The organism is Terribacillus saccharophilus (assembly GCF_002272745.1).
GTDB lineage: Bacteria > Bacillota > Bacilli > Bacillales > Amphibacillaceae > Terribacillus > Terribacillus saccharophilus_B.
Genome location: NZ_NPBD01000002.1, coordinates 558,851 through 583,286 on the forward strand (window position 1 = coordinate 558,851; position 24,436 = coordinate 583,286).

Genomic DNA, 24,436 nt, shown 5'->3' on the forward strand with positions numbered 1-24,436 from the left:
GAGGAAGGGTTTTTGTGGTAGAATCATCACGAGTACATACTCATTTTAATTTAGGAGGACAAGCAAATGGCTAAAAAAGGTTACATCCTAATGCTGGATGGCGATAAAATTGAATTCGAACTATATCCGGAGGAAGCACCAAACACAGTAGCGAACTTCGAGAAGCTCGCGAACTCCGGTTTCTATAATGGCGTAACGTTCCACCGCGTCATCCCAGGCTTCGTGAGCCAAGGTGGCGACCCGACTGGCACTGGTGCTGGCGGCAGCGGTACAACAATCAAATGTGAAACAGAAGGAAACCCTCATAAGCATGAAGCCGGCAGCTTGAGCATGGCGCATGCAGGTAAAGATACAGGCTCCAGCCAGTTCTTTATCGTGCACGAGCCTCAGCCGCACTTGAACGGTGTTCATACTGTATTCGGTAAAGTAACTTCCGGATTGGAAATCGCTCGCAACATGAGAAACGGCGACACAATGGAAACTGTAGAAGTTTTCGACGAAGAATAAAAAAATCCTGTATGCATCATGCATACAGGATTTTTTTATTCATAAGAAAGGTCAAGCCTTGTTAGTTCCTCAGCTTCTTCTCTTCTGACGACAAGTCTGTCAACTCCATTTTCGACAAAGACAACAGCTGGTCTGCCAAAGCGGTTATAGTTGTTTGCCATCGCGTAACCGTAAGCGCCAGTACTGAAAACTGCGAGCAAGTCTCCAGCCTCTGCTTTTGGCAAATCGATATCCCAAATCAGCATATCTCCTGATTCGCAACATTTACCAGCAATAGAGACTGTCTCTATTGCTTGCTCATCAGCACGGTTAGCAATTTTAGCCTCATAAACAGCTTTATAAAGAGCTGGACGAAGATTGTCCGTCATCCCGCCATCAACAGACACATATTTACGCACACCAGGAATTTCTTTAACAGAACCGATCGTATAAAGCGTAACTGCCGCATTTCCGACAATCGATCTTCCTGGCTCAATCCAGATTTCCGGCATCTCAATTGACGCTTCCTCGGCCTCTTCTTTAATTCGCGTTACCAATGCATGGATGTAATCGGACAATGGAAGCGGTTCGTCGTTCTCTGTGTATCGGATACCAAAGCCGCCGCCTACATTAAGTACTGCAGGTGCATAACCGTAATCATTCTGCCATGCTTTGATAAGCTCGAACAGCCTGCCAACTGCCATCAGAAAGCCATCGGTTTCGAAAATCTGGGAACCTATATGACAATGCAGCCCCTTCATTCTGATCACTTTGCTATCTTTCACTTTACGAAATGCTTCCTCAGCTTGTCCATTGCTAATATCAAAGCCGAACTTCGAATCCTCGTTTCCTGTCAAAATATAATCATGTGTATGTGCTTCGATGCCTGGCGTAACACGCAGCAAGATATCCATTTGTTTTCCTTGTTCCTTCAACACCGCTTCCAATAAGGCAATTTCATGGAAGTTATCTACAACCACACAGCCGATGTTATGCTCGACAGCCATTGAAAGTTCTTCATAGCTTTTATTATTCCCGTGCAGGTGAATTTTTTCAGTCGGAAAGTCAGCTTTCAAAGCAGTATGCAGTTCTCCGCGGGAGACCACATCCAAGCTTAGTTTTTCCTGCTTCGCTACCTGCACCATCGCAACCGAAGAAAACGCCTTACTGGCGTATGCGACTTGAGCTTTGACTCCCAATGTTTCAAATGCTTCGACAAATGCCTTTGCATTTTTCCGGATAACGCCGACATCGTAAACAAATAAAGGTGTACCATATTTTTTGGCTAATGTGACGGCATCTACTCCGCCTATTTCCAGAATGTGCTGATCATTTACTACAAAAGGGTGCTGCATAAAATAACCTCCAAACAACGGTTTCATCGGATAAGGCATAAAACAAAGCCCATCTTTCCGCATAGGAAGAAGATGAGCTTTCGCTTCACACGCTACACTATCCGTACTGTCGTAAAAAATAGATAGAGTAAACGTACCATATTCTCATTTTTCTAGCAACTAAGAATTCGGTGCCCTTGTCTTATCTGGAGAGTTGGTAATAGATGGACGATACTTTGTCAACGGAACTGGTGTCCGGTAAGCAATCTCCAGAAGTGCTTTCATATTGAAAGGAATAAACGGCCACATATACGGTGTGTTAAGAGATTTCGTCCCTACAAGAATCAGAATGGCTAATGTGATGCTGATGACGAATCCCGGAACCCCGAAAATAGCTGTTGCAACGAGGAAGAAGAGTCTTGTTATTTTGTTTGACACACTAAGCTCGAAGCTCGGTGTAACAAAGGAACCAACAGCAGAAACCGCTACATAAAGAATTACTTCTGGTGTGAACAACCCTACGTTAATGGCAATCTCACCGATCAGGATAGCTGCGATAAGACCCATTGCCGTAGATAGCGGTGTAGGCGTATGGATTGCAGCTAGTCTGAGGAATTCTATACCAAGATCTGCAAGGAGGATTTGCAGGAATAATGGTATATGTCCGTCATCCTTATTGGGACCGATAAAGTCGATGCTTTGTGGCAGTAATTCAGGATGAACAGTAATCAAATACCAGAACGGCAAGAGGAACAATGATACAAAGATCCCTGTCAGGCGGACCCAGCGAATGAATGTTCCAGGAGCAGGCGATTCTCTGTATTCCTCAGCATGCTGCAAATGAGAAAAATAAGTTGCCGGTGTAATGATGACACTTGGTGACGTATCAACAATGATAAGTACGTGCCCCTCAAAAAGATGGACTGCGCCAATATCTGGTCTTTCAGTATATCTCACAAGAGGAAATGGTCTATTTCCTTGCTTTACGAGATATTCTTCCACTGATTTATCAGACATCGGAAGTCCGTCGATTTCGATTTCCTTCAATTCTTTTTTAATCAGCTTTACTAAATTTGGGTCAGCAACGTCCTCGATATAAGCGATACAAATATCTGTTTTCGATCTTTCTCCTACCTGCATCATTTCCAGTCGAAGCCGTTCGTCCCGAATCCTTCTGCGCGTCAAAGCAGTGTTGATGATAATATTTTCCGTATACCCATCCCGAGGTCCGCGGATGACCTTCTCTGTGTCGGGCTCCTCCGGCTGTCTACCCGGATAGGACCTTGTGTCGACAACAAAAGCAAACTCACAGCCATCTATGAATACGACAATCAATCCTGAAAGGAACTGATCGACACAATCATCGATACTTTCTGTCCGCTTCACTTGCATGTGAACCAATCGGTTTTCGATGATTTCAGAAACTTTGTTTGTGTTTCTTTCGTCATCATTGATACTCATCAATTTCGAAAGCACACGCTGCACAACCTCAGCGTCCGCAAGACCGGTGGTGTAGTAGATTTCCACTTTTTTCTTGAGAATGATCAAGGTGCGGTGACCGACGTCGAAGGAGACACCGACACCAACACGCTCCTTCATAAACTCATTTACGTCATCGACCTTAGCCGGAATCGGTGTTATTTGTTCACTAGCCATTTCTGCTTCCCTCCCTTTCTAGGATGATGCGAAGCGCTTGTTCTGTAATTGGAGATCCAATTTCGATTGCATCTTTGCCATGCATCTTGCCGATATCTCCAATTGCGACTACTAAAGGGAGATCCAGCTGGTCGAGCAGATACACCGTATCGCCGTTGATACGACCTATTTCCTCTGTAATAACGCCTTCCTTATCTACACCGAATGGCTGCAGTTCCCCATCCTGGTCAATTGAGAAGCTGACGCGACTCCATTCCCGGTTTTGCGTATGAGCTGCAACCGCCAAGGCACCAATCACGTTGATTTCCGGATCATCAGCGATAGTCTGAAGCAACAGTTCACCGCTACCTACACCCGGTACCCCTCCATCATCAAGAAGGACATAAATCGGTTCTACTTCAGCAGCATGGATAGCATCAACCATAGTTTTAGTTTCAACTGTCATCGGATTATCAGCCAAATAAGATAGAGAAGTCCCGCCGATTTTCTTAGCTAAATAGTCGATTGTTCGCTTTGCATAAGCGTCTCCGTCCGTAATCAGAATTACTCTCTTCATAAAGGGTTCAGCCCCTTGGCTTAAAGAATACAGACACTAGGAATCCGAAAAGAATAGCGGCAGCGATCCCTGCAGATGTCAGCTGGAACATTCCGAGTGCAATGCCCCAAAAACCGTGTTTATCAGCTTGTTCCATTGCACCGTGAAGCAGGGAATGTCCAAAGCTAGTGATAGGAACAGAAGCACCGGCACCCGCGAAAGAAAGCAAATTATCATACAAGTCGAATCCATCTAGCACACAGCCCAGAACGACGAAGGTACTCATCACATGTCCAGCATCCAGTTTAGCAACATCTAAAAGCAGCTGACCGAGAACACAAATCAATCCGCCGACTACAAATGCCCAAAAAAAGTCCATGCTTATCCCTCCTCCCTAACGAGTACGACACTATGCGCAATAGCTGGTATGGATTCCTTCTGTCGTAACAATGTCGGGTTCATTAAAGCACCGGTTGCGGTAACCAGTATCCGTTTGTAGGTCCCCTTCCGCATCTCATCCAAAAGATGGCTGTACGTTACAATTGCGGAACAGGCCGTCCCGCTGCCGCCGGCAAGCATCCCTTGATCACTGTTATAAAGCAAGTTGCCGCAATCTTTATGTACGGCATCGATGTTGATTCCATCACTGCGGAGCATATCCTTCAAGATAGGAGAACCGACACTCGACAAGTCACCAGTCACAATCAGATCATAATCAGCAGGTGTACGGCCAAAATCGCTCAAATGCCGCTTGATCGTGTCATATGCTGCCGGAACCATTGCGCTACCAAGGTCAAATGCGTTCGTTGCACCGAAATCGACTACCTTACCAATCGTCGCTCCTTCAATTCGGATTTGACTCTTTTCACGGCTTACTAGTGCACATCCAGCTCCAGTTGCTGTACTGGTTGCTGTAGCTGGTTTCTGATTACCGTATTCGGTTGGGAAACGGAATTGACGCTCTGCTGTTGCATTATGGCTGCAGACAGCCGTCAAAATGCGATCTGCCACTCCTGCATCGACCAATTGTGATGCTACAGCCAGCGTTTCCATACTAGTGGAGCAAGCTCCGAACATACCGAGATAGCTCATATCCATGTCACGTGCTGTATAATTGGCACTCACATTTTGGTTCAGAAGATCTCCAGCGATAAACATATCAATATGCTGCTGCTTCAAACCAGCTTTCTCCAACGTTATTTGTATAGCATCCTGCAAGAGCTTTCTTTCTGCCATTTCCCAGTTATCTTCACCGCAGTATAAATTATCGTAAGATTTATCGAAGGAATCTCCTAATGGACCTCTTGCTTCTTTCGGTCCTACACTTGTTCCTGATTCTTGAATATAAACCCGCTGATTCAACGTCCAAGATTGCTTACCAAGTTTGACCATTTTTTCATCCCCCGATCAGCTGGCTGAATATATACCGGATGATGCCGACAATATAGGCCGACGTAACCCCGAATACAATGACACTGCCAGCAAGTTTAAACATATTGGAACCCACACCGAGCACATAACCTTCCGACTTATATTCCAAAGCAGCGCTTGTCACTGCATTGGCGAATCCGGTTACTGGCACTGCTGAACCTGCTCCAGCAAATTGAGCGATTCGGTCATAAACACCAAGTCCTGTCAATATCGCAGATATAAGGATTAGTGTTGTGACAGTAGGCGTTCCAGCCTCCTGCTGGGACATATCAAAGACTTGCATGTAAAACTTAGTTAGCAGCTCTCCAATGAGACAGATGAAGCCGCCTACAAAGAAAGCTTTTAAACAATTTCTGAAGTATGGGACTTTCGGATAGTACGTTTTCGCTGTATCGTTGTAATTTTCTTTCTTGAACTTGGAATCCATGATGTCACCTCTTAGTTAGTAGGAAAGTAAAAGCCATTGGAACAAAGATCCGGTGATTTTCCCCAGGACGATTGCCATAAAGAACCAGATCAGACTACCATCCAGACCAATTCGTCTAGTCAGGATAGGGAATACATTCAGCACCTCTGTCAAAGCTGCAGCAAGCATTCCGACGAATATACCATGCAAAAGACCCCAAAGCGTGATCAGAAGAGCCGGCGCATGAAAATGAAAATAGTGAAAGGAAAGAATCGTTCCGGCGAACGCGCCGGCAGTGACACCTGCTTCATATGAAATCAGGAAATTCTGTGTCTTGCTAAGCTGCACCAATCTCGGAATAATACCTAGTACAGTCAGAAAAGCAACAAATCCTGCTCCAGTTGCAAGCCCGGCACTGAGCCCAATCAGCAATTCAACTGTGGCGATCCACATGCTGCTGTTCCAATTCGTTTTCGTGATAAGCTACATAAACATCCATATCACGCTGATATTTGTGCATTTCTACCTCCAGAGGGCTAGGCTCTTCATTCAAACGCTTCTTGAATACATGGTTGAAAAAGAGAATCATCCCCACTCCAATGCCAATGCTGTACGGAATTTGCAGCCACAGCGGATGCACAAGCCTTTCTCCAGTCAATAGAAAGTGAATCTGCTGCTGCACCGGCTCCATCGCAACATCGAAATGAAAATTCATGATCGTCATAGCCGACCCTATGAACAAAAGCAGCCAGATGAGAATGACGAGAGGCCATACAGTGCGTTTCCTTGCATGCTGGACATGGACAATCGTTTGTTCCGCACCGATCAGCTGTAGTTCATGCTCCGGAAAGAGCTTCATCAGCTGCTGAAATACCGAAAAACAATCTAGGACAACGATATTGCTGTCTTTTTTAGTTATTCGGTATATGACGGTGTCGAGCATGCGCTCCTTATAATCTCCAGCATTCGCGATATGCGCGATATCTTTGAGCTTGATCACGGATTCTGGAGAAGTAGTGATCTTCCGGATGAACCGGATATATACAATAGCTGGCATAATACACCTCTCCTCCTATGAAGAAGGGTTTCTGTACTTAGTATGGGAAAAGCACAGGAAAACATGCTGGTAATTACAGGAAATAAAAAAAGCTTCTGCACAATGTGCAAAAGCTACTTTTCCAACTGCTCTTTGATGCTAGCCAATATTTTCTTTTCAAGCCGAGAAACCTGAACTTGGGAAATACCGAGCCGTTCAGATACTTCCGATTGTGTTTGATCCTTATAAAACCGCAAGTATACGATGAGTCGCTCTCTTTCACCAAGTGATTGAATCGCTTCTTGTAAGGCAAGCTTATCGAACCAGTTATCGTCCTGTTCGGCAATCTGGTCCAATAAAGTGATAGGATCTCCATCATTTTCGAAAACTGTCTCATGGATTGAATGAGGTAGTTTGGCAGCCTCTTCCGCATGGACAATATCCTCCGGTGACAGCTCCAGCTCCTTGGCAATTTCTTGAATGGTCGGCACTCGATTGAGTTCTTTTGTTAATTCTTCTTTTTTCTTTCTCACTTTATTAGCTGTTTCTTTAAGTGAACGACTGACCTTCAGACTGCCATCGTCTCGGATAAAACGTTGAATCTCTCCGATGATCATCGGTACCGCATATGTCGAGAAGCGTACGTCATATGACAAATCGAATTTATCAATTGACTTAATCAACCCAATACAGCCGATCTGGAACAGATCATCAGGATCATAGCCGCGATTAATAAAACGCTGGACGACAGACCAGACGAGCCGTACATTTCTTTCGACAAGGATGTCCCTTGCTTCTTTATCACCATTCTGACTTAACTGGATGTATGTTTTCACTTGCTTATCGGTCAATTGTTCTTTTGCCTTCTGCTGTTTCAAATATACATCCATATGCCCCACCTACTGACTCATGGCTTTGCTTCGATTGAACTGCTTATTCATCGTCACTGTTGTGCCTTCGCCTTCTGTGGAATGCACATATACATGGTCCATGAAATTCTCCATGATCGTAAAGCCCATACCGGAACGTTCCAAATCAGGCTTTGATGTGTAAAGGGGTTCCATCGCTTCATCCACATCCGGAATGCCTACACCTTCGTCCTGAATGATTAATTCCACTTCATCATCAGACAGTGTGCAAATAATTGTAATCATCTGGTCTGGATCTGAATTATAGCCATGGATTATAGAATTGGTTACAGCTTCAGAAACGACTGTTTTGATTTCGGTTAGCTCGTCCATTGTCGGATCCAGCTGAGAGACGAAGGATGCAACTGTTACACGAGCAAAAGCTTCGTTCCTGCTTTGACTCGAAAAGGAAAACCGCATCATATTCGTGTTCATGATAATACCACCCCGAAAGTTTCCAGCGCGTAGCGCTCATTTTCTTCAAAACGGATAATCTTGAATAGCCCGGATAGCTGAAACAGTCTATCTACAGCCGGTGTCAGACTGCAGACAACCATTTCCCTTCCTTCTGCTTTCAGTTCTTTATATCTGCCAAGAATGACACCTAGACCAGAACTATCCATAAATGAAAGAGATTCCAGATTAAGTACCATATGCTTGATTCCAGGCTGCTGCAGGGCAAGCTGCCAGCTTTCTTTCAACTCGCTCGCTGTGTGATGATCGAGCTCCCCATTTAGACGTGCCAGCAAGATGGTTTCCTTCAATTCATAATCAACTGTCAACCCCATAGCTTTTCTCCTCCCTTATCTGCTTATAGATTTCTGCAGAAAAAGGCGAATACCTTTCGAGTGACAAAAATAGAAGAAACTCGCACGTTTAGTCAGAATCAGCGGAATTTCACCACATCGTCAAAGCTGCGTTTGATCAGCAGCCAATAGCTTGCTTTTGGAACGTCTTCTTTCATGATGAGCGGCGTTGAAGAAACATGTTTACCATCGGCTTTTAACTCAAGCACACCTACTTGTTCCCCGGCTTTTAGCGGAAGGGAGAGCTCTGGTTTATATACGATTTCCGTCGACAATTCTCCAAGCTTTTCCCCTTTTTTGACAAGCAGCGACACTGGCGTGCTAGTCACAACTGGAACATCTTTATTGCGAGCCTTCAGCATATCAAGCTTGGCCACGGTCTGGTTCTGTTTATAAAGCTGCTTTATCGTATACTGGTTGAAGCCATAATCAAGCAACTGGGACACTTCATTGTTCCGCTGCTTTGGTGTCTCCGCGCCCATTACGACTGCTATAACCCGCATTCCATCTTTCTTGGCGGTAGCCGTGAGGCAATATCTTGCTTCTTTCGTAAATCCGGTTTTCAAGCCATCAACACCAGGATAAAACTTTACTAGCTTATTCGTATTGACAAGCCAGAATGGATCGTCGGTGTCCTTGCGCAGATAATCTTCATAAATACTTGTAAATTCAGTGATTTCTTCATGCTCAAGCAATGCTCTGGCCATCATCGCCATATCTTTAGCCGTCGAATAATGATCTTTAGCAGGAAGTCCGGTAACATTTTGGAACTTTGTATGAGTCAGCCCGAGTTCTCTTGCTTTCTCGTTCATCTTTTGGACGAATCCATCTTCGGTACCCGCAATCTTCTCAGCCAGTGCCACACTTGCATCGTTACCTGATGCCACAGCTACACCTTTTAAGAGATCCTTCACTGTCATTTCTTCTCCAGGTTCAAGGAATATTTGTGAACCGCCCATGCTTGCTGCATACTCACTTGCTCTGACTTTTTCATCATATCGCAGCTTACCAGCTTCGATTTCTTCCATAATCAAGAGCATCGTCATGATTTTTGTCATACTGGCTGGCGGGAGCTGTTCCTCCATATTCTCACCTGCCAGGACACGGCCAGTATCACGTTCGATTAAAATAGTTGATTTAGCTGTCTTTTCTTCTTGTTTTGCAGCAAAAGTCTGTGATGGTAGTGCCATAAGACTGATAACGAAAGCAATCAGCAAACTTAATAGACTCATTTTTTTCATTTAAGGTTCCTCCGTTTACGGTAATACAGTTAGAATCTCCCAAATGAAATGATTTATTAATATTTTGTACACAAAAAAAGCAGCCCTTGAAAAGGACTGCTTTAAATCAGGAAATGACGTCGTAAATTAGTTCCATTTTATTAGGCTGAGCTGTATCGATTGTATAGGAAGCTAAAACTTTATTCACTGAATCCACAGCTTGTGCATCACGTGCATGCAAAATCGCGATTGTTTCACCTTGCTCTACTGCATCTCCCTGCTTCTTCTTCAGAGTGATACCAACAGCATGATCGATGTCATCATCTTTTGTCGCACGGCCTGCACCTAAATACATAGCTGCTGTTCCGATTCCTTCCGCATCAATGCTGTGAACGAAGCCAGCAACAGGTGCTTTGACTTCAATATGATAATCAGCTTGAGGTAATAGTTCCGGTTTATCGACAAGTGCCGTATCGCCGCCCTGAGCGCCGATGAACGTACGGAAAGCTGCCAATGCAGTTCCGTTATCCAAGCATGCTTCAAGATGCGTACGCGCTTCCTCGTAGCTTGAGAATTTGTTGGCTAAAAGTGCCATATGAGCTGCCAATTCAACAGAAATCTCACGTAGATCTGTTATCTTCTCACCGCTTAACACTTGGATTGCTTCTTTCACTTCGTTGCTGTTTCCAACCTCAAATCCTAGCGGCTGGTTCATGTCCGTAATGACAGCAACTGTCTGGCGACCAAGGTTCTTACCGATTTTAACCATTGTTTCTGCCAATTTCTTGGATTCATCCAATGATTTCATGAAAGCGCCAGAACCTGTTTTCACGTCAAGTACGATCGCTTCCGCACCAGATGCCAGCTTTTTGCTCATGATAGAGCTTGCGATTAGTGGAATTGTGTTAACCGTTCCTGTAACATCACGCAGCGCATATAGCTTTTTATCTGCTGGTGCCAGGTTACCGGTCTGACCAGCCACTGCAAGTTTATTTTCATTCACCAATCCCATGAATTGCTCGCGGCTCAAATCAATTGAGAAGCCTTTGAAGGATTCAAGTTTATCCAATGTTCCGCCAGTGTGACCAAGACCTCGTCCAGACATCTTCGCAACCGGAATTCCGATAGCAGCGACAAGCGGTCCTGTAATCAAGGTGATTTTATCTCCTACACCGCCTGTGCTATGTTTATCGACCTTTTTACCTTCGATGCTGCTAAGGTCAAATGTTTCGCCAGAGTTGGCCATCTCTTCTGTCAGCCAAGCTGTCTCTTCTTCTGTCATGCCATTGAAATAGACTGTCATCAAGAAGGCAGAAGCCTGATAATCAGGGATATCCCCTTTTGTATAACCATGGACGAAAAAGGCTACCTCTTCTTTGGAGAGCGTACCGCCGTCTCTTTTCTTTGTAATTAAATCAACCATTCTCATATTCGTTCACCTGCTTTATTTTATTGGAAGCTGCTTAACAATTTCTTTTACGAAACGTAGGAAGTCTTCCCTTACTTGACCCGTTGTCTCCATCACTTCATCATGCGTAAGCGGCTGATCAAGGATACCGGCAGCCATGTTGGAGATACAAGAAATACCCAAAACTTCCATTTTTGAATGGCTGGCAACGATCACTTCCGGAACTGTAGACATACCGACGGCATCCCCGCCCCAAACCCGAAGCATCCGCACTTCGGCACCTGTTTCATACGATGGACCTGTGTTACCGACATAAACGCCTTCCTTTACTCCAAGTCCGATTTTAGCGGCTACTTCACGCGCATAGCCTAATAGCTCTTTGCTATAGACAGAAGACATATCCGGGAAACGAGCTCCCAAATCATCATCATTTGGTCCGATCAGCGGGTTTGTGCCCATATTGTTGATATGATCAGTGATCAGCATCAAGTCACCAGGCTCGAAGCTTTCGTTGATTCCTCCAGCTGCATTCGTAACAATCAATGATTGTACACCAAGAGCCTTCATTACACGAACAGGTAAAGTCACGAGCTCCATCGGATATCCTTCATAAAAATGGAACCGTCCTTGCATAGCTATTACAGCTTGTCCTTCCAGTTTCCCGATGACAAGCTGTCCTTTATGTCCGCTGACCGTCGAAACTGGGAACCCTGGAATATCTCCATATGGTACGACTGTTGTTTCTGTAATCTCATCAGCCAGTACTCCAAGTCCAGATCCTAAAATCAGGCCAATCTTTGGTGTACTAGTCAGTTTCTCTTTAATATAATCTGCTGCCTGTTTGATTGCTTCTGCCTGCATCTTCATTTCCCCTTTTTCAATGCTCGTAAAAAGCTTGTTCCGTGCTCTGGCATTTCAATACTGAAATTATCAGCAATTGTCGCAGCGATATCCGCAAATGTATTGCGTAATTCCAGTTCCTCTCCTTGCTCAGTACCAGTATGATAAGCAATCAATGGGACATATTCCCGTGTATGGTCTGTCCCAGGCGCAACAGGGTCATTACCATGATCAGCTGTAATAATAAGCAAATCGTCTTCTTTCAGCTTATCAAGTACTTCTGGAAGCCGTTTATCATAATCCTCCAGCGCCTGTGCGTAGCCCTCTGGATCCCGACGATGACCGTATTTCGCATCAAAATCGACTAAGTTAAGGAAGCTAATGCCCGTAAAATCTTCATCCATACTTTCTACAATCTTCGTCATACCATCGTCATTGTCCTTTGTACGAACAGACTTTGTCACGCCTTCACCATCGTAAATATCAGAAATCTTCCCTAGAGCAATGACATCAAAGTTCGCATCCTGCAAGCTCTTCATCGTCGTTCTGCCAAAAGGCTTCAATGCATAGTCATGGCGGTTCGAAGTACGTTCAAAAGCACCTGGTTTACCAACGAATGGACGAGCGATGATACGGCCTACCATATAAGGATCATCCAATGTCATCTCACGTGCGATTTCACAAATTTTGTACAGCTCATCAAGCGGGATGACATCTTCATGGGCAGCAATTTGTAAAACGGAATCTGCAGATGTATAAACAATCATATCTCCAGTTTCCATATGCTGTTCTCCGAGTTCATCCAAGATCTCTGTACCGGAAGCTGGTTTATTACCGATAATACCGCGTCCAGTCCGCTGCTTCAGTTCATCAAGCAATGGATCTGGAAAACCTTCAGGAAACGTGCGAAAAGGCTGATCGATGCGCAGGCCCATGATCTCCCAATGTCCTGTCATCGTATCTTTGCCATTAGATGCTTCCTGCATTTTAGTGTAATAAGCTTTTGGCTGTTTAGCAGCCTGTATACCTTCTACTTCTCGGATGTTACCAAGGCCAAGTGCCGCCATATTCGGCATTTGCAAACCGCCGCGGTGAGAAGCGATGTGACCGAGCGTATCCGCTCCTTTATCACCGAAAGCTTCTGCATCCGGTGCTTCTCCAATACCGACAGAATCCATTACTATAAGAAATACGCGTTTGAAATCCAAGTTAAAGCCTCCTAATTTAAATCTTTAAGCCCGAGGATGATGTGTTTTATAAATATCCTTCAGTCTTGTTTTCGTTACATGCGTGTAAATCTGTGTCGTACTAATATCAGCGTGACCGAGCATTTCCTGAACAGCACGCAAATCAGCCCCATTCTCCAACAAATGCGTCGCAAATGAATGACGCAGTGTGTGAGGGGTGATTTCTTTCTGAATCCCGGCATTCCGGGCTATCTGTTTCAACACCTTCCAGAATCCTTGTCGAGATAAAGGATTTCCATGATGATTCACAAACAGAATGTCGCTCGCTTTGGATTTTAGCAAGATTTTACGGGACCGGTTCAAATATTCCTCCAGCCTCGCCTTAGCCATATCTCCAAGCGGAACGATTCGTTCCTTCGATCCTTTCCCGAAACAGCGGACAAAGCCCATTTCCAGATGCAGATCATCCAGTTCCAATGCCAAAAGCTCTGATACTCGCAGTCCTGTCGCGTATAGTGTTTCCAGCATCGCACGATTCCGAATCGTCAATGTATCAGTTCCTGGACATGTGAGCAGCTTGTCCACTTCCTCAGAAGAAAGGATCTTCGGCAGCTTGCGTTCTTTCTTCGGTGTATCGATATGTATGCTCGGATCTTCCTTCAATCCATATTCACGCAGCAAAAACTGATGAAAGAGTCTGATGCTGGATAATGTCCGTGCTATCGTCGCAGCTGATTTCCCATCATCATGCAGCCAGCGCAAATAGGCAGTCAGTTTGGCTCGAGTCACGTGTGCCCACTCTTGCACTTCATTTTCCTGAAGATATCTTGCATATGTACGCAGATCTCGGGCGTAGGATTGCAGTGTATTCTCCGAAAGACCCCGTTCGATCTGCAAATAATGGATAAAGTCATCCAGTGCTTCCTGCATGTATCCTACTCTCCTAACCGGAAGAATAACGTCATCCTATCCACTAGACTTTCCTGCTCCATTGCTGCAACTTTCACTGCATTTCCCTCTGGAGGGTCATAGCGGTGATAGCTCTCATATTCACTATGGATGAACCGTAATCCAAAATAGAAGAATGTGGAGCAAGCTACAAATACGAGCAGAAGTTTACAGGTGTCGAAGATGAATCGCTTCATGTATACGTCCCCTTTCTCTGACTTGTCTTTGTAACAGACTATGCCAAAGAAAGCGGAATTTATACGTACAGGATAACGTTACCTCATTCCTGTTGTTTTGTAAATTGGTTAGTGAAACGAAAGAAAGCCTTTTCCATCTACTTGGAAAGGCTTCATCTGCTTATGATGTTCGGTTCACTTGCACAGTGGCTGCTTCGAGCTCTTCTTCCTTCTCACTAGCCTGACAGACGCGGCAGATACCATGGAAAGTAAGGCGGTGATCCTTCACCTTGAATCCCCAGTCACTTTGAACGATCTTCTCGACGTCCTCTAGAAGGTCTTCATCAATTTCCTCGACCGATCCGCATTCCATGCAGACAAGATGGTGATGGAAGTGCGTTGCCCCTTCTTTGCGAAGGTCATAGCGGGAAACGCCGTCCCCGAAGTTTATTTTATCAACAATTTTCAATTCTGATAATAATTCCAGTGTACGGTATACAGTAGCCAAACCGATTTCCGGTGCTTTTTCCTTTACGAGGAGGTAGACGTCTTCAGCGCTTAAATGGTCCTCTTCTCGCTCCAGCAGCACACGTACCGTTGCTTCCCGCTGCGGTGTCAGCTTGTAGCTCTGCGCATGTAATTGCTTCTTTATGCGTTCAATGCGGTGTTCCAAGTGAATTCCTCCCTCGTAATCCCACACTTATTATATACTGATTGAGAAAAAGGTGTCAAATTATAATTATTATAAACAGCTAATTGTAATCATTATTAATAGATTAACTCATAGCAAATCATTTACAAGCATTGACAGAAGCGGATTCGCAAGGAAAGTTTCAATGATGGATGCTGCAGCCGAACCTGCAATAAGCACCAGAAAAATGGTACTGTATTGGAAAAAATATCGCCTTAATGATAATGGAGACCGCTTGGCGATGAGCTTACGCAAAAGTGTAACAGAGAACAGCATCGCGCTAGTGCCAGCAATAAGATATAGCGGGATGACGACTAGATTCTGCGGAGCAACAGCTGCCGCTGCAAGCGTAAGGCCTTTCCAGCCGAGCTGATTGACTAGGAATCCAACACTGAACCCCATCATGAGCCCTTTGCTGAACAGCAGCATCCAGATGATCGGTATGCCGATGATAGAAAGTCCGAGCACATACAGAAACAGCAGAAATTTGAGATGAGCAAGAAAACTTGATTGAAGAATCTCCTGCTTGCTGATCACCTGTCCTTGCTGAAGCTGCGCGAAAAACCGTTCCAGATAATAAAACAAATCTTCCTTTTGCGTAAAGTTCATGCTGTTGACAACAATCGCCCCGAATATGATTCCGATTAGGAATAGAACAAGCATGAACAAGTAGCTTGTAGCATGCTGCTTTAAATGATGAAAGAGAATAAACTCCCGCTGTTTCATCTTATCTGCCTCCGTATTCTAGTCTAGTTACTAGAATCTATGACGGAAGCCTGTCTGATAGAACTGTTACTTACTTGCGTGTTTCAAACGTAGATGCAGCAGAGCATACATTGTTTTCGCATCATGGATCCGTTCTTTTTTTACAAGCTCTTCCGCTTCTTCCAGAGTCAGTTCCATCAACTCGACAAATTCATCCTCATCACCGGCTACCTTTTGGCTAAGGAGTTCGATATCATCTGCTTCGTATACATGAAGTAATTCATCTGCAAAGCCTGGAGATGTATAGAATGATCCAAGCTTTTTTAATTTTTTAGTTGTATAGCCTGTCTCTTCCTCAAGCTCCCTTACAGCCGTCACTTCTGGTTCTTCACCAGGCTCAAGCTTGCCTGCCGGGATCTCAATTATCGATTTTTCGAGTGCTTTTCTGTATTGCTCGACAAAAATGATTTTTCCTTCTTTTGTAATCGGGATAATAGCTACTGCACCAGGATGCTTGATCAGTTCCCGTTTAGAAGTATTTCCGTCAGGTAAAGAAACAGTATCTACTCTTAATGAAATAACTTTACCTTCATATATGGAGGATGTATCGATTGTTTTTTCTTCAAATTTCTTCATTATGTACACTCCTTTATATCGCTTCTTTCATCTTACCACAGCTTGCCTGGGACACATAAGTTGTCTGCTGATCTGCTTACGCTTACACTTAACAAGTAGGATAAAAAGAAAGGTGGGACTTAACGATGCAGAAAAGACGAGTAGGTACTTCTGATCTTCAAGTTTCTGAAATTTCTTTCGGGACAATGAGTATCGGTACAGACGAGCAGCAAGGAATCCGGCTGCTTCACGAAGCGCAGGATCTAGGTATCAATTACTTCGACACAGCAGATTTATATGATCAGGGTAAAAATGAAGAGATTGTCGGAAAAGCATTTAAAGGCAGAAGAGACAAAGTGATTCTTGCCAGCAAAGTCGGGAACAGGCTAGATCCTGGAGGTGAGTCGTGGCATTGGGATGCGAGTAAGGAATATATTGTGTCACAGATTAAAGAAAGCCTTCGCAGACTGCAGACTGATTATTTGGATCTCTACCAGCTTCACGGAGGAACGATGGACGACAATATCGACGAGACGATCGACGCATTCGAAACGTTGAAAAAAGAAGGCCTGATCCGTTATTACGGTATTTCCTCCATCCGTCCGAATGTCATCCGTGAATATGTGAAGCGTTCGAATATCGTCAGTATTATGATGCAATACAGCTTACTGGACAGACGACCAGAAGAGCAAGTACTCGATTTTCTGACAGAAAACAATATCAGTGTATTTGCCCGCGGCAGTGTTGCCAAAGGGATGCTGAGTGACAAAGCCAGCGAGAAGGTAAAACAAAAAGGTGCAGATGGCTATCTGACTCACACCTACGAGGAGCTGATGACTGCCAGTGAAAAACTGAGTATGCTGGCTGAGCAGGAACATACTTCCGCCACCTCGCTAGCTGTGCGTTATGTGCTGCAGCACCCCTCTTTGGCCAGTGCCGTTATGGGAGCAAGTTCTTTGGAGCAGGTAAAGCAGAATGCCGAACTCTCTACTGATCAGCTGCCTGATGCAACGTACGAAAAGCTTCAGCAATTCACTCGGCAAATCACTTATACTAGCCATCGATAATGCAAATTAGAAGCTAGCAGGAATCTCCTCTGCTAGCTTCTGTTTTATTCTCTATAAAATCCGTCTGAGTCAGGTGTGTTTGCGGAATCAGTGCGTTCAAGTAGCCTTCTTTACTGGATAAACGAAATACATTATTACTGAAATCCAGCTTCACTTCCTCGGCAAAAAACACTTCCTGCTGTTGGTCTATCAATGCGGGTAGAGCTTCACTCTCAACTTCAATATCACGCGCTCGCGGTTCTTCTGCAAGACGGACTGTCGGGATGCCATTCACCTTACAGCCGATTCCTACTGTATCGTAAAATAAAACAAGATAACGATGTGTCTCATCTTGTAATGCTTGTATTTTTTCTAAAGCTGTTTCTGTAACCGTTAATTTCATATTGTCTTCCTCCTTCATTTCTTGTTGAACTGTCCGCTGAGCATTCTCTCCGCCAGACCCGGCATTAGCTGATACATCTTGCTGCCGATGCCCATCCAGCTAGGAAGGTTGATTTCACGCTTGTTCTTTCCGATGCTAGAAATGACTTTACGGGCCACTTTATCAGGCTGCAGCATATAGCGAGCACTTGCCTCGCGATAACGTCCGCTTGGATCAGCTGTGTCAAAAAAGTTTGTGTTCATCGGTCCAAGATTTACCGTTGTCACATGAACCCCGTATGGCTTCATCTCCTGGCGCAATCCATTGCTGAAGCCGATGATACTGTGTTTACTTGCGCCGTAAACTGCCGCCTTTGGCGTGGCTACTTTACCAGCCATCGAACCGATCATAATTACATGTCCTGTCCCCTGCTTCAGCATAACTGGAAGTATTGCTGCTGAAGCTTCCATTGCTGCCAAGGAATTAACTCGCATGGTCGTTTCTATTTGCGTTGGCTCTGTATCGGTGAAAAGACGGAAATAACCGACGCCCGCATTATTTATCAATACATCAATACGCTGATTTTCCCTAACAATCTGCTGCAAGGCCAATTGCCATTCCACGGGGTTATTCAGATCTGCCATGTATAACGTTACATTCGTCTGGAATCGTTCTTTAAGCTCTACTGCTATCTGCTTCAGTTTATCCTCAGATCTTGCGACGAGCAGCAATTGATAGCCAGCAGCTGCTGCTTGAACAGCCAGTTCTCTTCCAAGTCCACTTGAAGCTCCGGTAATCAACAGGCTTTTCTTGTTTGCTTCCATATGCTGTACCTCTTTCTGTTTACCCATCTTTCAATATGTTTATGTACGGAATGCAAACTGAATGGCACGTTCCATTAAGTCTGGCAGCTTGCCAAAACTATAGTTTACTTCCAGACGCTCTGTCCACTGATGTGCATCCTTACCGTAAGGTCCCAGATGCAAAACTGGCATTTGCAACCCTTTCATCAGGTCAGCCGGCAGCGTGAATCCTTTCTGCTGCAATGGCATATTCGAGATCAGATCTTGTATTGCCGTTCTTGAAGTCGGCTTTCCAATGAAGCTGGAATCAGATAGACCCGGGAAAAACTGTACTTCTGTCAAATCCGTAGAAAATCTAACTTTTGCATCAGACTGAATATCAGCAATCAATTTCTGTATATAAGTATCCTTCTTAGATGAAACGGCAGGATAAAATGGCGGGCTGTAAAAAAGAACAATAACAGGAGCTAGATCATGACACATACTCACCAGTTCTTTGACAAGCTTAGTCGAAAAATCACGGTCCCCTTCCTTCCGAGTCGTTACGAGCCGGTTTTGCCTTCTTTCCACTTCTGCCTTACCAAACCGATTAACAGCATGCGCATAAAGTTCCTCATAAAACATAGTCTTAATTTTGAAAGCTATTGGCTGAAAAGCATTCGATTTTGCCGCAGAAAGATTAGCTTTTTGCTGATAATGTCTTTCTATTTTCCTAGCAGCACGCTCCATTGCTTGCTTTAATTTTGTATTTATCTCTTGAATGGATTGTTCCAAAAACAGCACATTGTACATCGTCACTGCAGATACAGGAGTCTGCACAGAATATGCCTCTTTCAGATCACGCAGCATTAAGCTTACCGGCGGCGGAGTCACTTCTCCGTCCACTTCTTCAATGAAAGACTCCTGCAGCTCCAATTCCTGTGACAGATAACTGATCATCAGGTTAGCATTCAGTCCCCCAAAGGGCTCGCCCACATGTGTTTCCTTGCCATAACAAAAGAATCCGGGCAGTACTTTACCGATGGAACCGCTATACATATAATTACCTGTATCACCTGGGTATTTGCTGAACACAGGTTCACCGTTCATGCATAATTTATATACCAGCTCCTCAGTGGTCTGCAGCTGCTGGAGCACTTCGAGTGCTCGAAGCATACCGGCAGAATTCACCTCTTCATCCGGTACTGTCAACAATAGGATATTTCCGTCGAAACTATCATCCATTGCACGCTCTAACATGGAAAGATGGATTGCCAGCCCCGCCTTCATATCCATCGTCCCTCTCCCAAAAAGCCATTCTCCTTGCTGAATTTCGCTTTTAATATACGCTGGCAGTTCTACTTCATCATTCAGATAAGCCGCAGTCAGGTCATGCACTTTAGTGGCTAGATGCTGGAACGTGCCAAAGTCCTCTGTCCCAACGACGTCAAAGTGACTGAGCAGGATAATAGTATCTTTTTTGTCAGATTTCTTTACTAGTGCCGTTAGAAGCTGACGCCCGTCCTTCAACGGATAAAGCTGCAAATGACTTGGATGCTGCTGGAAGTAATGCTTTTGTTCCAGAAGGGCATGAACATGCTCCGGAAAACGGATCTCTTCGGGAGAACCTGTAATACTCTCGATTTCGACAAGCTCTGCCAGTAATGAAACTAATTCGTCCTTCGATTGCCACTGTTTCATGCATGCACGTCCTTTCAAATTGACTTTTGCCAGTTTTTCTCGCACAATTCAACTATACGTCCAAGTTCGGGGTGAAACCATGTCTACCAAAATCTTTGCACATCGCGGTGCCAGCAAATATGCACCGGAAAATACGATGGCCGCTTTTCGACTGGCAGAACTGATGCAGGCTGACGGCATCGAAACCGATGTGCAGCTGACGAAAGACCAAGTACCTGTCATCATTCATGATGAAACAATCAATCGCACGACGAACAAACGTGGATTGGTTCGGAATCTTACATATGAAGAACTAAGCCAAGCAGATGCCGGCGCCTGGTTCTCCCGTGACTATGCCGGTGAGAGAATCATTTCTTTAGATGTTTTTCTGCAATGGATAAAAAAGACCCCTATGCTTCTCAACCTGGAGCTTAAGACGAATAAGTATCCTTACCCTGGTATCGAGGAAATAGTCTTACAGCGCCTCACGGACCATGGGATGAAAGATAGGACGACCTTATCAAGCTTTAACACAGATACTATTCGCCGTATTTCTGACCTGGATGACGCTATAGATACAGGCTTCCTTACATCAAGACGGCCCCGTCAGCTTTTCTCCTTGATGGAAGAAATAGGAGCGAAGGCCTTACACCCGAAATACCGCTTGCTGAATAAGAAACTTATTCAGGATTGCTTGCAGCATTACGTGCCCATTCGGGTATATACAGTCAACCAGCCACTTTATATACTGCGTGCTCTTGAAGCGAATTGTGATGTTATCATCTCGGATGTCCCAGATCGGGCACTAGAATTGCAAAAGGGCTATATTACTAGTTAATCAAACAATCGGAGGTCCTACAATGGCTACACCTAAATTATTTCAGCCTATCACTTACAAAAACCGTACCTTTAAAAATCGCATTGTCGTCTCCCCGATGTGTATGTACAGCGTCGAAGAAAAAGATGGCAAAGTCACTCCTTTTCATATCACCCACTATGAAAGCAGGGCGATTGGGCAAGCTGGACTTGTTTTCTTGGAATCTACGGCTGTTACACCAGAAGGAAGAATATCAGATCAAGATCTTGGCATCTGGTCTGATGATCATATAGAAGGACTTCGGACTGTCAGTAAAAGAATTCAAGCTCATGGTAGCAAAAGTGGTATTCAGCTTGGTCATGCCGGCAGAAAATCAAGAGCGGAGAATCCAATTGTCGCACCAAGTAATTTGCCATGGGATGGTGAATCCATCGCACCAGAAGCTTTGACAGAAGAAAAGATAAACGAATTGGTCGACGCTTATCGTAAGGCTGCCAGCCGTACAAAGGAAGCTGGATTCGATGTAATTGAGATTCATGCTGCTCACGGCTATCTAATCAATCAGTTTCTCTCTCCACTGACAAACAAGCGAATTGATGCCTATGGAGGAGCACGCGAAAATCGATACCGTTTCCTTCGGGAAGTGCTCGATGCAGTCAAAGAAGTATGGGATGGTCCATTATTCGTCCGTATTTCAGCTGATGAATATGCAGACGGCGGTAATGGCATAAATGATTTTATTTACTACAGCATTGAAATGAAACGACAAGGTGTCGATTTGATCGACTGCAGCACAGGAGGAGTAGTCCCTGAGGGTCCATCCACTGTATACCCAGGCTATCAAGTAGTTCATGCAGAACGGATACGAAAGCATGCTCTTGTCGATACTGCAGCTGTCGGCTTAATTACTAACGGACAAATGGCTGAGGAAATATTGCAAAATGAACGGGCAGACCTTGTCTTTGTCGCGCGCGCAATGCTGCGAAATCCGTATTGGCCGCTCGAAGCAGCCGAACAGTTGAACTATAGATTGGAAGCGCCGGCCACTTACAAGCGAGGCTGGTAACTGCAGGAGGCTTTTTATTATGGAACTACATTTTCTAGGAACAGGTGCAGGATTGCCATCAAAAGATCGAAATGTAACGAGCATCTGTCTGTCGATGCCGCAAGAACGGCAAGCAGTCTGGATGTTTGATTGCGGCGAGGCGACCCAGCATCAGCTGCTTTATTCACCGTTAAAGCCTGGTAAAATCGAAAAAATCTTTATCACTCACTTGCATGGGGATCATATATATGGATTGCCTGGTTTGTTATCGACCCGCTCGTTCCAGCAATCCGATCTGCAGCTGGAAATCTACGGACCGTTAGGCATCAAGGAATTCATCGAAGTCTCCTTGCGCGTCAGTGGAAGTAATGTGGCAAGCTCCCTTATCATCCACGAGATTGAACCAGGGCGAATTTTCGAAGATGAAGGCTGGACAGTCGATGCCGTACAGCTTTCTCACGGCATCCCCTGCCTCGGATATATTGTGGAAGAAAAAGCAGTGCAAGGGGAACTTAAAGTAGAGAAACTCAGACATTTGGGTATCTCTCCTGGCCCGATTTATCGTCAAATCAAAAACCAGGAAATTACTGAATTGCCTGATGGGCAGCAAATTAAAAGATCTGATGTTGTCGGCCCGGACAAGCCGGGCAGAAAAATAGCTATTTTAGGTGACACAACCTATCTGCCTGAGCTTAAGGATAACGTGGAAGGCGCTGACATCCTCGTTCATGAGTCAACTTTTTCCGCAGATGAACCAGAAATGGCGAAGGCTTATGGCCATTCCACAGCTTTACAAGCAGCATGCTTAGCTAGCGATGCCAATGTAAAAAAATTAATCTTAACCCATATCTCGGCACGATATCACCAAGACGATGCACAGATATTAGCAGAACAAGCTCGGACCGTTTTCCCTGAAACAGAGCTGGCAGAAGATATGCGTGTCTTCGATATACCTAAAAATAGCAGCGATTCATGAGAATCGCTGCTATTTTTTATAGTCATCAAGAAAATCCTTTTGGAAGCTTGTTCTCATACTATCTGAAGATGATGAATGTAAAGTTCGGAAAGGGTTTTTCCCAAATTTAGCTGTCAGTTGATCGATTGCTTGATATAATCCCTCTTTTGATGCTTCTTTTTCATATGTGAACAAATCAAGTTGCTTGCCAACTTCCTTTTTTTCCGCCACATCAAAAACACTGACACCTAACAAACGAATCGGTTCCCCGTTCCAATGCTTCTGCAGCAAGGATTGCGCATGATTGAACACCTCATTCGCTGATTCCATAAAATGCTGCAGCTTCATACTTCGAGTGATTGTTTTACGATCATGGTAACGGATCATAAGCTGTATACCCTTTGCAATCGCTTCTTTCCGGTGCATACGTTTCTCCACACTTCTAGATAAATCCCTCAGTAGCTTATCCAATTCTTTATCATCGGTTGTGTCCTGTGGAAGTGTCTGCGAGCTTCCGATACTTTTGAAACTGTTTACCGCTTCTGGATCAACTGGTCTGTCATCTAAACCATTGGCCCTATTTGCCAGTCTCTCCCCGTTTATACCAAAGACGCGTTTTAACTGGTATATATCCTTATGAGCTAAGTCACCAATTGTCTTAATACCGAGCGACCGCATTTTCTCTGCAGTCTTTTCTCCGACACCGTACATTTCTTCAATTGGAAGCGGCCACAGCAATTCAGGAATATCCCGCTTTCGCAATATAGTGATGCCAAGCGGTTTCTTCATATCTGAGGCCATCTTGGCAAGAAATTTATTCGGAGCGATCCCGATGCTGCAAGGTAAATCCAACTCCTTCAAGATACGGTCCTGAATTGTTTGGGCAATTTCCAAGGAAGATCCCAGATGAGCATAATCCGTTACATCCATATATCCTTCATCTATGGAAACCGGCTGAATAACTGGCGTCACTTCCTGCAGGATTTTAAACATCTCACTGGAAGCTTTCCGGTACCGTTCAAAGTTCGGGCGCAGCACGAGCAATTCGGGGCATAAGCGCCTCGCTTCCCAGAGCGTCATTGTCGTTCGAACACCCTTTTTCCTCGCTTCATAGCTGCTTGTTACGACGATACCTTTCCGCTCGGCAGGATTTCCGCATATGGCGAGCGGCTTTCCACGGAGCGATGGATCATATGCCATCTCAACCGAAGCATAAAAACTATTCATATCCACATGGAAAATCGCCCTTCCTTTTGGCTGCATGCTGTCCCTCCTCTCGATACGAACTGTCGTTCTTATTATACCATGCTTGCAAAAAAAGTAGGAGGCATGTGCCTCCTA

General features: G+C 44.7%; 29 protein-coding genes. 5 read left to right on the forward strand and 24 right to left on the reverse strand.

Features of this window, described 5'->3' with window-relative positions:
- The first annotated feature begins 66 nt into the window (after positions 1 to 66).
- A complete protein-coding gene (locus tag CHH58_RS04615) occupies positions 67 to 507 on the forward strand; it encodes a peptidylprolyl isomerase (RefSeq protein ID WP_038561014.1) in 441 nt (146 codons plus the stop codon).
- A 35-nt stretch (positions 508 to 542) separates the two neighbouring features.
- Here the strand turns inward: CHH58_RS04615 and lysA are convergent, their stop codons facing one another.
- From lysA to CHH58_RS04715, 20 genes are all read right to left on the reverse strand, one after another.
- Positions 543 to 1,841: a diaminopimelate decarboxylase gene (gene lysA / locus CHH58_RS04620; protein ID WP_095227010.1), complete on the reverse strand. Its 1,299-nt coding sequence runs from the start codon at positions 1,839 to 1,841 to the stop codon at positions 543 to 545.
- Positions 1,842 to 2,000: 159 nt separating this feature from the next.
- Entirely contained in the window at positions 2,001 to 3,476 is a 1,476-nt protein-coding gene (locus tag CHH58_RS04625) for a spore germination protein (protein ID WP_095227009.1), read from the reverse strand.
- Positions 3,469 to 4,032, reverse strand: a complete 564-nt coding sequence (locus CHH58_RS04630) for a stage V sporulation protein AE (RefSeq protein ID WP_095262087.1) — start codon at positions 4,030 to 4,032, stop codon at positions 3,469 to 3,471. The genes CHH58_RS04625 and CHH58_RS04630 overlap by 8 nt, the downstream gene beginning before the upstream one ends.
- Before the next feature lie 7 nt (positions 4,033 to 4,039).
- Positions 4,040 to 4,390, reverse strand: a complete 351-nt coding sequence (gene spoVAE, locus CHH58_RS04635; protein ID WP_095227007.1) for a stage V sporulation protein AE — start codon at positions 4,388 to 4,390, stop codon at positions 4,040 to 4,042.
- 2 nt (positions 4,391 to 4,392) lie between these two features.
- Positions 4,393 to 5,403 (reverse strand): stage V sporulation protein AD, encoded by a 1,011-nt coding sequence (gene spoVAD / locus CHH58_RS04640; RefSeq protein WP_095227006.1) that lies wholly within the window; start codon positions 5,401 to 5,403, stop codon positions 4,393 to 4,395.
- A gap of 4 nt (positions 5,404 to 5,407) precedes the next feature.
- Positions 5,408 to 5,869 (reverse strand): stage V sporulation protein AC, encoded by a 462-nt coding sequence (gene spoVAC, locus CHH58_RS04645; protein WP_095227005.1) that lies wholly within the window; start codon positions 5,867 to 5,869, stop codon positions 5,408 to 5,410.
- Positions 5,870 to 5,884: 15 nt separating this feature from the next.
- Entirely contained in the window at positions 5,885 to 6,301 is a 417-nt protein-coding gene (locus CHH58_RS04650; protein ID WP_095227004.1) for a stage V sporulation protein AB, read from the reverse strand.
- The gene (locus tag CHH58_RS04655; protein ID WP_095227003.1) at positions 6,282 to 6,905 is read right to left on the reverse strand and encodes a stage V sporulation protein AA; all 624 of its coding nucleotides are present in this window, start codon (positions 6,903 to 6,905) and stop codon (positions 6,282 to 6,284) included. The genes CHH58_RS04650 and CHH58_RS04655 overlap by 20 nt, the downstream gene beginning before the upstream one ends.
- Before the next feature lie 113 nt (positions 6,906 to 7,018).
- Entirely contained in the window at positions 7,019 to 7,774 is a 756-nt protein-coding gene (gene sigF / locus CHH58_RS04660) for an RNA polymerase sporulation sigma factor SigF (protein ID WP_095217964.1), read from the reverse strand.
- A gap of 9 nt (positions 7,775 to 7,783) precedes the next feature.
- Positions 7,784 to 8,227, reverse strand: coding sequence for an anti-sigma F factor (spoIIAB, locus tag CHH58_RS04665; protein ID WP_095227002.1), 444 nt, complete (start codon positions 8,225 to 8,227; stop codon positions 7,784 to 7,786).
- Positions 8,224 to 8,580: an anti-sigma F factor antagonist gene (gene spoIIAA, locus CHH58_RS04670; RefSeq protein ID WP_093879646.1), complete on the reverse strand. Its 357-nt coding sequence runs from the start codon at positions 8,578 to 8,580 to the stop codon at positions 8,224 to 8,226. Before spoIIAA ends, spoIIAB begins: the two co-directional genes overlap by 4 nt.
- Positions 8,581 to 8,678: 98 nt before the next feature.
- Positions 8,679 to 9,839: a D-alanyl-D-alanine carboxypeptidase family protein gene (locus tag CHH58_RS04675; protein WP_095227001.1), complete on the reverse strand. Its 1,161-nt coding sequence runs from the start codon at positions 9,837 to 9,839 to the stop codon at positions 8,679 to 8,681.
- A 106-nt stretch (positions 9,840 to 9,945) separates the two neighbouring features.
- Positions 9,946 to 11,247 (reverse strand): pyrimidine-nucleoside phosphorylase, encoded by a 1,302-nt coding sequence (locus CHH58_RS04680; protein ID WP_095232782.1) that lies wholly within the window; start codon positions 11,245 to 11,247, stop codon positions 9,946 to 9,948.
- 15 nt (positions 11,248 to 11,262) lie between these two features.
- Positions 11,263 to 12,087, reverse strand: coding sequence for a purine-nucleoside phosphorylase (locus CHH58_RS04685; RefSeq protein WP_095226999.1), 825 nt, complete (start codon positions 12,085 to 12,087; stop codon positions 11,263 to 11,265).
- 2 nt (positions 12,088 to 12,089) lie between these two features.
- Positions 12,090 to 13,274 (reverse strand): phosphopentomutase, encoded by a 1,185-nt coding sequence (gene deoB, locus CHH58_RS04690; RefSeq protein WP_095262088.1) that lies wholly within the window; start codon positions 13,272 to 13,274, stop codon positions 12,090 to 12,092.
- Positions 13,275 to 13,298: 24 nt separating this feature from the next.
- Entirely contained in the window at positions 13,299 to 14,183 is an 885-nt protein-coding gene (xerD, locus tag CHH58_RS04695) for a site-specific tyrosine recombinase XerD (RefSeq protein ID WP_095226997.1), read from the reverse strand.
- 5 nt (positions 14,184 to 14,188) lie between these two features.
- Positions 14,189 to 14,398 carry a DUF4227 family protein gene (locus tag CHH58_RS04700; RefSeq protein ID WP_038561065.1) on the reverse strand — a complete coding sequence of 70 codons (210 nt, stop codon included), beginning with the start codon at positions 14,396 to 14,398 and terminating at the stop codon, positions 14,189 to 14,191.
- Positions 14,399 to 14,558: 160 nt separating this feature from the next.
- The gene (locus CHH58_RS04705) at positions 14,559 to 15,050 is read right to left on the reverse strand and encodes a Fur family transcriptional regulator (RefSeq protein ID WP_051748136.1); all 492 of its coding nucleotides are present in this window, start codon (positions 15,048 to 15,050) and stop codon (positions 14,559 to 14,561) included.
- Between the two features lie 108 nt (positions 15,051 to 15,158).
- Positions 15,159 to 15,794, reverse strand: coding sequence for a stage II sporulation protein M (gene spoIIM / locus CHH58_RS04710; RefSeq protein WP_038561067.1), 636 nt, complete (start codon positions 15,792 to 15,794; stop codon positions 15,159 to 15,161).
- 66 nt (positions 15,795 to 15,860) lie between these two features.
- Positions 15,861 to 16,409 (reverse strand): NUDIX hydrolase, encoded by a 549-nt coding sequence (locus CHH58_RS04715; protein WP_095262089.1) that lies wholly within the window; start codon positions 16,407 to 16,409, stop codon positions 15,861 to 15,863.
- 125 nt (positions 16,410 to 16,534) lie between these two features.
- Here CHH58_RS04715 and CHH58_RS04720 point away from each other — a divergent pair, with 125 nt between their 5' ends.
- A complete protein-coding gene (locus CHH58_RS04720) occupies positions 16,535 to 17,455 on the forward strand; it encodes an aldo/keto reductase (protein ID WP_095262090.1) in 921 nt (306 codons plus the stop codon).
- 13 nt (positions 17,456 to 17,468) lie between these two features.
- On the opposite strand, the gene CHH58_RS04725 is transcribed toward CHH58_RS04720, so the two are convergent.
- From CHH58_RS04725 to CHH58_RS04735, 3 genes are read right to left on the reverse strand one after another with little or no spacing between them, the layout of a single operon-like run.
- The gene (locus CHH58_RS04725) at positions 17,469 to 17,837 is read right to left on the reverse strand and encodes an iron-sulfur cluster biosynthesis family protein (protein WP_170937520.1); all 369 of its coding nucleotides are present in this window, start codon (positions 17,835 to 17,837) and stop codon (positions 17,469 to 17,471) included.
- Positions 17,838 to 17,851: 14 nt separating this feature from the next.
- Entirely contained in the window at positions 17,852 to 18,640 is a 789-nt protein-coding gene (locus CHH58_RS04730; RefSeq protein WP_170937521.1) for an SDR family NAD(P)-dependent oxidoreductase, read from the reverse strand.
- Positions 18,641 to 18,679: 39 nt separating this feature from the next.
- Positions 18,680 to 20,299, reverse strand: coding sequence for a M20/M25/M40 family metallo-hydrolase (locus tag CHH58_RS04735; protein ID WP_095226992.1), 1,620 nt, complete (start codon positions 20,297 to 20,299; stop codon positions 18,680 to 18,682).
- Between the two features lie 79 nt (positions 20,300 to 20,378).
- Between CHH58_RS04735 and CHH58_RS04740 the strand changes: the two genes are divergently transcribed.
- The 3 genes from CHH58_RS04740 to rnz are packed head-to-tail and all read left to right on the forward strand — an operon-like array spanning position 20,379 to position 23,116.
- Positions 20,379 to 21,116 carry a glycerophosphodiester phosphodiesterase gene (locus CHH58_RS04740; RefSeq protein ID WP_095232786.1) on the forward strand — a complete coding sequence of 246 codons (738 nt, stop codon included), beginning with the start codon at positions 20,379 to 20,381 and terminating at the stop codon, positions 21,114 to 21,116.
- A gap of 22 nt (positions 21,117 to 21,138) precedes the next feature.
- Positions 21,139 to 22,161: an NADPH dehydrogenase NamA gene (gene namA / locus CHH58_RS04745; protein WP_095226990.1), complete on the forward strand. Its 1,023-nt coding sequence runs from the start codon at positions 21,139 to 21,141 to the stop codon at positions 22,159 to 22,161.
- 19 nt (positions 22,162 to 22,180) lie between these two features.
- The gene (gene rnz, locus CHH58_RS04750; RefSeq protein WP_095262091.1) at positions 22,181 to 23,116 is read left to right on the forward strand and encodes a ribonuclease Z; all 936 of its coding nucleotides are present in this window, start codon (positions 22,181 to 22,183) and stop codon (positions 23,114 to 23,116) included.
- A 9-nt stretch (positions 23,117 to 23,125) separates the two neighbouring features.
- Here rnz and CHH58_RS04755 read toward each other — a convergent pair whose 3' ends face one another.
- Positions 23,126 to 24,358: a DNA polymerase IV gene (locus tag CHH58_RS04755; RefSeq protein WP_095260659.1), complete on the reverse strand. Its 1,233-nt coding sequence runs from the start codon at positions 24,356 to 24,358 to the stop codon at positions 23,126 to 23,128.
- Between the last annotated feature and the right edge of the window lie 78 nt (positions 24,359 to 24,436).

What these genes read in the sequence shown, in the direction of transcription:
- spoIIM (WP_038561067.1), bottom strand. Translation starts at nt 15,794, where the DNA reads ATGAAACAGCGGGAGTTTATTCTCTTTCATCATTTAAAGCAGCATGCT.
- CHH58_RS04675 (WP_095227001.1), bottom strand. Translation starts at nt 9,839, where the DNA reads ATGAAAAAAATGAGTCTATTAAGTTTGCTGATTGCTTTCGTTATCAGT.
- CHH58_RS04625 (WP_095227009.1), bottom strand. Translation starts at nt 3,476, where the DNA reads ATGGCTAGTGAACAAATAACACCGATTCCGGCTAAGGTCGATGACGTA.
- CHH58_RS04650 (WP_095227004.1), bottom strand. Translation starts at nt 6,301, where the DNA reads ATGTGGATCGCCACAGTTGAATTGCTGATTGGGCTCAGTGCCGGGCTT.
- namA (WP_095226990.1), top strand. Translation starts at nt 21,139, where the DNA reads ATGGCTACACCTAAATTATTTCAGCCTATCACTTACAAAAACCGTACC.
- CHH58_RS04680 (WP_095232782.1), bottom strand. Translation starts at nt 11,247, where the DNA reads ATGAGAATGGTTGATTTAATTACAAAGAAAAGAGACGGCGGTACGCTC.
- spoVAC (WP_095227005.1), bottom strand. Translation starts at nt 5,869, where the DNA reads ATGGATTCCAAGTTCAAGAAAGAAAATTACAACGATACAGCGAAAACG.
- CHH58_RS04720 (WP_095262090.1), top strand. Translation starts at nt 16,535, where the DNA reads ATGCAGAAAAGACGAGTAGGTACTTCTGATCTTCAAGTTTCTGAAATT.
- CHH58_RS04630 (WP_095262087.1), bottom strand. Translation starts at nt 4,032, where the DNA reads ATGAAGAGAGTAATTCTGATTACGGACGGAGACGCTTATGCAAAGCGA.
- sigF (WP_095217964.1), bottom strand. Translation starts at nt 7,774, where the DNA reads ATGGATGTATATTTGAAACAGCAGAAGGCAAAAGAACAATTGACCGAT.
- CHH58_RS04700 (WP_038561065.1), bottom strand. Translation starts at nt 14,398, where the DNA reads ATGAAGCGATTCATCTTCGACACCTGTAAACTTCTGCTCGTATTTGTA.
- rnz (WP_095262091.1), top strand. Translation starts at nt 22,181, where the DNA reads ATGGAACTACATTTTCTAGGAACAGGTGCAGGATTGCCATCAAAAGAT.
- CHH58_RS04735 (WP_095226992.1), bottom strand. Translation starts at nt 20,299, where the DNA reads ATGAAACAGTGGCAATCGAAGGACGAATTAGTTTCATTACTGGCAGAG.
- xerD (WP_095226997.1), bottom strand. Translation starts at nt 14,183, where the DNA reads ATGCAGGAAGCACTGGATGACTTTATCCATTATTTGCAGATCGAACGG.
- CHH58_RS04615 (WP_038561014.1), top strand. Translation starts at nt 67, where the DNA reads ATGGCTAAAAAAGGTTACATCCTAATGCTGGATGGCGATAAAATTGAA.
- CHH58_RS04715 (WP_095262089.1), bottom strand. Translation starts at nt 16,409, where the DNA reads ATGAAGAAATTTGAAGAAAAAACAATCGATACATCCTCCATATATGAA.
- lysA (WP_095227010.1), bottom strand. Translation starts at nt 1,841, where the DNA reads ATGCAGCACCCTTTTGTAGTAAATGATCAGCACATTCTGGAAATAGGC.
- spoVAE (WP_095227007.1), bottom strand. Translation starts at nt 4,390, where the DNA reads ATGGACTTTTTTTGGGCATTTGTAGTCGGCGGATTGATTTGTGTTCTC.
- spoIIAA (WP_093879646.1), bottom strand. Translation starts at nt 8,580, where the DNA reads ATGGGGTTGACAGTTGATTATGAATTGAAGGAAACCATCTTGCTGGCA.
- CHH58_RS04655 (WP_095227003.1), bottom strand. Translation starts at nt 6,905, where the DNA reads ATGCCAGCTATTGTATATATCCGGTTCATCCGGAAGATCACTACTTCT.
- CHH58_RS04730 (WP_170937521.1), bottom strand. Translation starts at nt 18,640, where the DNA reads ATGGAAGCAAACAAGAAAAGCCTGTTGATTACCGGAGCTTCAAGTGGA.
- spoIIAB (WP_095227002.1), bottom strand. Translation starts at nt 8,227, where the DNA reads ATGAACACGAATATGATGCGGTTTTCCTTTTCGAGTCAAAGCAGGAAC.
- CHH58_RS04725 (WP_170937520.1), bottom strand. Translation starts at nt 17,837, where the DNA reads ATGAAATTAACGGTTACAGAAACAGCTTTAGAAAAAATACAAGCATTA.
- CHH58_RS04755 (WP_095260659.1), bottom strand. Translation starts at nt 24,358, where the DNA reads ATGCAGCCAAAAGGAAGGGCGATTTTCCATGTGGATATGAATAGTTTT.
- spoVAD (WP_095227006.1), bottom strand. Translation starts at nt 5,403, where the DNA reads ATGGTCAAACTTGGTAAGCAATCTTGGACGTTGAATCAGCGGGTTTAT.
- CHH58_RS04740 (WP_095232786.1), top strand. Translation starts at nt 20,379, where the DNA reads ATGTCTACCAAAATCTTTGCACATCGCGGTGCCAGCAAATATGCACCG.
- CHH58_RS04685 (WP_095226999.1), bottom strand. Translation starts at nt 12,087, where the DNA reads ATGCAGGCAGAAGCAATCAAACAGGCAGCAGATTATATTAAAGAGAAA.